The sequence below is a fragment of the Streptomyces sp. URMC 123 genome, from assembly GCF_051386515.1.
GTDB lineage: Bacteria > Actinomycetota > Actinomycetes > Streptomycetales > Streptomycetaceae > Streptomyces.
Map to the genome: position 1 here is coordinate 1 of NZ_JBPQTV010000343.1, position 6,725 is coordinate 6,725.

The window sequence follows — 6,725 nt, forward strand, 5'->3', positions numbered from 1 at the left end:
GGTGGGCGGGGAGCCCCCGCGCGTCACCTTCACGCGAGGTCGAACACCCGAACCGCGCCGGAGGCGACAAGGTGACCATCGCATCATTCGCTCGTTCTGCTGAACGTGACCTCCCAGGAAGCCGCCCCCCGCTCCCGTTCCGCCGCCCCCGGGCGGCCGCCCGAGCCACCGGAGCCCATCGGCGTCGAACAGGCCGAGGCCGCGCTCGTCGAGCACTATCCGCGGCTGGTGCGGATGGCCTACCTCGTGCTGCCGCCGGAGCTCGGCCGCAACCGCCGCGTGCTCACCGCGCACGCCGTGGCCCAGCGCGCCGCGCTCCCCCGCTCCCGCGCGGACGCGGCCAAAACCACCGCACCTCCGCAGCCGGGCGCCACCCCCGGCTACGCCTTCGTACGGCTGCGCATCCTGCGCGCCGCGCTGGACGCCGGCCGCCCCCGCGGCCGCTGGGAGCTGCCGGGCCGCGACCGGCTGCCGCCGCTGCTGCCGCAGGTGTGGGGGCTGCGCCTGTTCCCCCGCTCCGGCGGCGCCGACGAACTCGCGCTCGACCAGGCGCTCTCCGCACTCTCCGCCCCGGCCCGCGCCGCCTACGCGCTGCGCGGCCTGGAGGGGCTGCCGGACCACGAGCTGCGCGAGGTGCTGGCCGCCGCCGGCGTCGAGGACCCGCGGGCCGCCCTGCTGGAGGCCGACGCCGTACGCACCCCGCCGGGCAGCCGCGACGGCTCGCTGCTGGACTCGGCCGAGTTCGACCCCTGTTCGCTCCAGGCCCGGCCCACCGACCTGGTGCGGCGGCGGCAGCACGTGCGCGCCGCCACCGCCGCCGCCGTGGCCCTGGTGGCGTGCACCGCGCTGCTGGGCCTCCCCGGCGACACCTGGGGGCCCGACGGCGCCGCCGCCCCGCCGTACGCGCGCAACGCGGCCGCCGAGCGGGCCCTGGACCCGGCCCTCGTGACCCGGGCCGCCGCCGACACCTGGCGCACCGCCGACCGCCTCGACTTCGCCGCCTGGCCCGCCCGCGGCGAGCGCACCGACGACACCGCCCTGCTGCGCCGGGCGCTCGCGGTCTGGGCGCGCCCCGGCGCCACCGTCCAGGTCACCTCGACGCCCGGGACGCCCACGGGCCCGGCCGCCGGCCCGCCCCAACTCCTCTACGCGGGTGACGTGGACGGGGCGGCGGTCGTCCTCCTCCACGACGGCCTGCGCGTGGTGCGGTACGCCGAGGCCCTCGGCGGGGACGACGACGAACGCGCCGTGGCGCTGGACTTCGCGCGGGCCGACGGCGCCTCCGCCGCGACCGCGACCGCGATCGTGGTGGGCCGCACGGACGGCAACGTCCGCTATCTGACCGCGCCCTGGGTCACCGACGCCCGCGCGCGGGACCTGCTGCGGCCCGAGGGCGCGGGGCAGGCGCTGCGCCGTACGCCGCAGGGTGTGACCGACCCGCTGCCCAGCACGGCGGCGCGGGCCGGCGGGGACTGCGGCACCTGGCCCGCGCTGGAGCTGCGGACGTCCGGGCCCGGCACGGGCGGGGTGGTGCGGCTCGCCACCGACCTCGGCGAGCTCACCCCCGCCCAGCTGACCTACGGCGCACCGGACGCCGCCCCGCGCGACGCGTCGGGCGCCGCGGCGCGGGCGGGCTGGGCGCGTACGGCCTGCCACCTGCCGGCCGTGCGGTCCTCGGGCGTACGGGCCGTCAACGCCTGGCAGTTCGCCTCCCAGACGCTGCCGGGCGGCGACGGCACGGCCGCCTGGGTGTGCACCCGGGCGGAGACCTGGCGGGGCACCGGCACCAAGGTCCTCGCCCTCTTCCAGGCGCCCGGCCCGGCGGCGGCGGAGGGTGCGCCGGGGGCCCCGGCGGCCGTCGCCGAGAACACGGCGGCCTGCGGCGCGAGGGAGCCGCGCGTGCTGAGCGGCGTGCTGTGGAAGTCCCGTGCCGGCGCGTGGTATCTGCTCGCGGCGGGCAGCGAGCAGGTCTCCTCGATCAGCCTGACCGGTGGCGTCCGAGGCACGGCGCGGGGCCGCCTGCTGACCGTGCCGGCCCGGCCGGGCTCCCGGGCGGTCCTGACCGGAACGCTGGCGGACGGCACCCGCATCACCGCCCTCCGCTGAGGCGCCCCCGCCGAATCCAACGCCCGCCGAGTCCAACGCCCGCCCGCCGAGCCTCCGACGCGTGCCGGCCGTCGCCATCCGGCCACCCGGCGCGGCCCACCGCACACTCCTCCCCCACGGACCACCACGGACCACTCACACCCGGAATCACTCCCTCCCCACCCCCCGTCCCTCGTTACAGTGTTCGTATGACGACCGGTGTGCGCCGCAGAATGGGCGTCGAGCAACGACGACAGCAGTTGATCGCCGTCGCCCTCGACTTGTTCAGCCAGCGGCCGCCGGACGCGGTCTCGATCGACGACATAGCGGTCGCCGCCGGCATATCGCGGCCGCTGGTGTACCACTACTTCCCCGGCAAGCAGAGCCTGTACGAGGCGGCGCTGCGGCGCGCCGCCGACGAGTTGGGCGCGCGCTTCGTCGAGCCCCAGCAGGGCTCGCTCGGCGCGCGGCTGCTGCGCGTGATGCATCGTTTCTTCGACTTCGTCGACGGCCACGGCCCCGGCTTCGCCGCGCTGATGCGGGGCGGCCCGGCCGCCGGGACCAGCAGGACCTGCGCCATGGTCGACGAGGTGCGGCAGGCCGCGTACGACCAGGTGCTCGCCCATCTGGGCATCGAGCAGCCGCCGCCGCGCATGCAGTTGGTCGTCCGGTCGTGGATCTCGCTGGTCGAGACGACGGCGCTGCTGTGGCTGGACGGGCGCCCCATTCCCCGGGCGGAGCTGGAGCTCCAGCTCGTGCACGACTTCGCCGCGCTGGTGGCGGTGAGCGCGGCGTACGACGACGAGATGGCGGACATGCTGGGCCATGTGCTGGCCGGTGAGCCGGCGGACGGCCCCTTCGGGGACCTCGTACGGCGCCTGGCGGCCCTGGCACCGGCCCCGCGCGCCTGAGGACCCCCTTTCCCCTCAACGAAAGACCGCTTTCACGCGACGCGAACCCGCGAGCCGCCCGGGCCCGCGCCCGGAAACGCACCAAAAAACGCACCGGGCCCCCGCCCCGGAACCACCGTCCCGGCGCGGGGGCCCGACGCCCCTGACCGCGGGCTCTCAGCCGCGGCGGAAGACCGCCACCGTCCGCCCCGGCACGGTGAACGTCCCCGTACCCGCCTCGTACGAGGCCCGCTTGACGACCGGGTCCGCGCCGCGCGCCTGCACGGGGTGGAGCCCGTAGGTCTCGCCGGCCGCGGCGGTGAGCCGCTGCGTCTGCTGCCGCGGGGTCGCGTTGAAGACCACGACCAGGTCGTCGAGCCGCATGGTGATCACGCCGGGGGTCTCGTGCTCGCCGGACAGCGGGAAGGAGAGCGCGGACTGCACGCCGGCGGCCGTGACCTGGGAGAAGGCGGGCTCCGTGGCCCGGATGGTCAGCAGGTCGCGGTACGCGGCGGAGGCACCCTCGATCGGAGCGCAGCCGGGCCGCAGAGCGGGGTCGGCCAGCAGGGGCGCGGCGACGGGCCACTTCGGCCGGTTGTCCGCGGCCGGAGGCAGACCGCGGCCGAAGCCGTTGCCGGGCCCGAAACCAGTGGCAGAGCCGTCGCCGGAGCCGGAGCCGTTGCGGCTGCCGGGCCCGGAGCCAGTGCCGGAGCCGGGCCCGGAGCCGGGCCCCCTGCACTGCCAGTGGATGGCGTTGAACCAGTCGCCGCTGTCGTAGGAGTTGCGGTCGAGGGACTTGGACCGCAGCAGGTCCGTGCCGGCCTGGGAGAGGGCGGGCCCCTGGGAGAGCGCGGCGATGGCCATGGCGAGGACCTGGGCGCGGGCGCGGTCGGCCGCCGGGGTGGCCCGCGGGAGCTTGTAGGCGAGGGCGTCGTAGAGGCTCTCGTTGTCGTGCGCGTCGGCGTAGGCGAGCGCGTCGCCGGGGGCGGCGGCGTACCCCGCGGGGGCGCCGTTGTAGTCGACGTCCGCGCCGCGCACCGTGCGCCCCCGGGTGTCGGTGAAGGTGTAGTCGGCGAGGTTGCCGGAGAGCCCGACCTTGATCAGGTCCTGGTAGTGGAGGAGCCGGGCCTTCTGTTCGGCGGGGGTGCCGTTGGCGGCGGAGCCGTTGGGGTCGGTGTGGAGGCCGGAGGCGAAGCCCTGGACGCGGGGGTCCTCGTCGAAGGGCCCGCCGCCGCGGACGGCGTCGCGGGCGCGGTCGGAGAACGTGGCGATGCCGGTGCCGGCCATGTTGCGCTGGGTGGCCTGGACGAAGCGGGCGTCGTCGGCGACCTCGCCGAAGTTCCAGCCCTCGCCGTAGAGGATGACGGATTTGCCGTCGACGCCGTCCTTGGCGGGGGTGAGGGCGTCGAGGGCCCGGCGCACGGCGAGGATGTTGGCCTTGGGGTGGTGGCCCATGAGGTCGAAGCGGAAGCCGTCGACCTTGTACTCCTTCGCCCAGGTGACCACCGAGTCGACGACGAGCTTGCCCATCATCGCGTGCTCGGGGGCGGTGTTGGCGCAGCAGGTGGAGGTGGCCACGCTGCCGTCGTCGAGGAGCCGCTGGTAGTAGCCGGGCACGATCCGGTCGAGGACGGACTTCTCGTCCTGGCCGGCGGCGACGGTGTGGTTGTAGACGACGTCCATGACGGTGCGCAGCCCGGTGCCGTTGAGGCCGGCGACCATGCGGCGGAATTCCAGGGTGCGGCGCGGACCGTCGGGGTCGGAGGCGTAGGAGCCCTCGGGGACGGTGTAGTGCAGGGGGTCGTAGCCCCAGTTGTAGCCGTCCTTGGCGGCGACCGCGGCCACGCACTCCTGCTGCTTCGGGGAGTCGGCGGGGTACGCGGCGAGGTCGCAGTCGGGGACGGCCTGGTCGCGCCGCCGCTCGGGGACGGTGCCGATGTCGAAGGCGGGCAGCAGGTGGACGTGACTGGTGCCGGCGGCGGCGAGCTTCGCCAGGTGGCGCATGCCGGCGGAGGCGGGCTCGGTGAAGGCGAGGTACTGGCCGGGGTGCTTGCTGGTGCGGTCGGCGATGGAGAAGTCGCGGATGTGCAGTTCCTGGATCTGCGCGTCACGGGCCGGTTTCGCCGCGGGTTTGCGCAGGGTGTCCCAGCCGGGGGGCCGGAGCGCGGGGTCGGCGAGGTCGGTGATCAGGCTGCGCCGTGAGTCGGCGGTGAGGGCGGTGGAGTACGGGTCGGTGACGTGATTGGTGACGACCTTGCCGGCGGTGGGGGCCCAGACGGTCACGGCGTAGCGGTAGGGCTTGCCGCGCCAGGAGGCGGGGCCGGTGACGCTCCAGACGCCGCTGGTGTCGTCGCGCCGCATGGGCACGGTGCGGCCGTCGAGGTCGAGGGAGACGGTGTGGGCGGTGGGGGCCCAGACGGAGAGGGTGGGGCGGCCGCGGTCGAATACGGGGCCGAGGGCGGCGCGGGTGGCGCGGGCCGCGTAGAGGTCGTCGAGGGCGCCGGGGATCTGCACGCCGGTGGCGGCGAGCAGGGCGCCGTCGGGGGCCCGCTCGGTGGCGATGAGCTGGCCGCGCAGGGCCTGGGGGACGCGGTCGCGGTCGCGCGGGTCGACGCGGTGGGCGGGCCGGTCCTTCAGGTGCGGGTGGGCGGCCTTCTGTTGCTCGGTGAGGGTGGTGGGCAGGAGCCGGAGCCACTGGCCCTCGTCGCTGAGGGCGCCGTCGACGACGGTGATGCCGCCGCCGGGGGCGTACACGAGCTGCCGGCTGCTGCCGGGGGGCGCCGCGGTCCGCCAGACGACGGTGTCGCGGTCGATCCACTGGGCGTGGGCCGTGCCGAGGTCCAGCGAGGGCGCGGCCCTGGTGGTGGGCAGCAGGGGCGTGGCGCGGCCGGCGAGCAGCCACACCTCGTGGCCGAGGGCGGCCAGGTCCAGCGACTGGTCGGTGGGCAGGTCCTTCTCGTCGCCCTTGTGGAGGATGTACGAGAGCGAGCGGGCGCCGTCGGCCAGTGGCACCTCGAAGGTGGCGCCGTACGCGTCGTGGCGGACGGGCTGGAGGGGCTTGGACCAGTCCGTGGGCTGGGCGGCGCCGGTCCACACGTGGAGGCCCCAGCCGTCGTGGTCGCCGTCGGGCCGCTGGTAGTGGAGGACGGCCTTCTTCGGGTCCTGGGGCGGCCGGGCGCCGGCGGGGGCGGTCTCGGCGAGGGCGTCCTTGCCCTGTTCGATCCAGACCTCGCCGGTCCGGCTCAGGGACACGGTGCGCTGGGGGCCGTCGGGGGTGCCGTCGCGCTCGACGGTGAAGGGGACGGCGCTCTCGCCCTCGGTGACCGGCACCCAGGCGAAGGCCCCGTAGGCGTCGCGGCCGGTGAAGGGCGCGGTGCGGTCGCCGGCCTTCAGCCGCCAGCCGTCGTAGTCGCCCGCGGGGCGCCGGTAGTGGACGACGGCGTGGTCGCGCTTGACGGCCGTGGGCTTCTGGGGGGCGGGGGGCGCGCCGGCGGTGCTCGCCGCGTGGGCGGCGGCGGTGCGGCCGGCGGCGTCGACGACCACGGCCTTGTAGCGCAGCGGGGTGCCGGCGGGGGCGGTGATGTGCTGGGTGACGCGGTACGGGGCGTGGTCGGCGGTGCCGAGCGTCTGCCAGCGGCCGTTGCCGGCCTGGGCGGCGAAGACGACCCGGTTCAGCCCGTCGCCCGGCACGTTCGCGGTGATCTCCACGGTTCCGGTGGCGCCGGCGGCCGGGGGCGTGAGGGTGAGGGT

General features: G+C 76.3%; 3 protein-coding genes. 2 read left to right on the forward strand and 1 reads right to left on the reverse strand.

All coding sequences use genetic code 11. The features are described from left to right. Positions 1-105: 105 nt before the first annotated feature. Both ACSNOD_RS26715 and ACSNOD_RS26720 read left to right on the forward strand, forming a co-directional pair. Complete coding sequence (locus ACSNOD_RS26715) at positions 106-2,106, forward strand: hypothetical protein (RefSeq protein WP_436769623.1); 2,001 nt, start codon at positions 106-108, stop codon at positions 2,104-2,106. A gap of 188 nt (positions 2,107-2,294) precedes the next feature. Then, complete coding sequence (locus ACSNOD_RS26720) at positions 2,295-2,996, forward strand: TetR/AcrR family transcriptional regulator (RefSeq protein WP_436769624.1); 702 nt, start codon at positions 2,295-2,297, stop codon at positions 2,994-2,996. A 156-nt stretch (positions 2,997-3,152) separates the two neighbouring features. Here the strand turns inward: ACSNOD_RS26720 and pulA are convergent. After that, the coding region (pulA, locus tag ACSNOD_RS26725) for a pullulanase-type alpha-1,6-glucosidase (RefSeq protein ID WP_436769625.1) at positions 3,153-6,725 on the reverse strand (3,573 nt) is incomplete at its 5' end.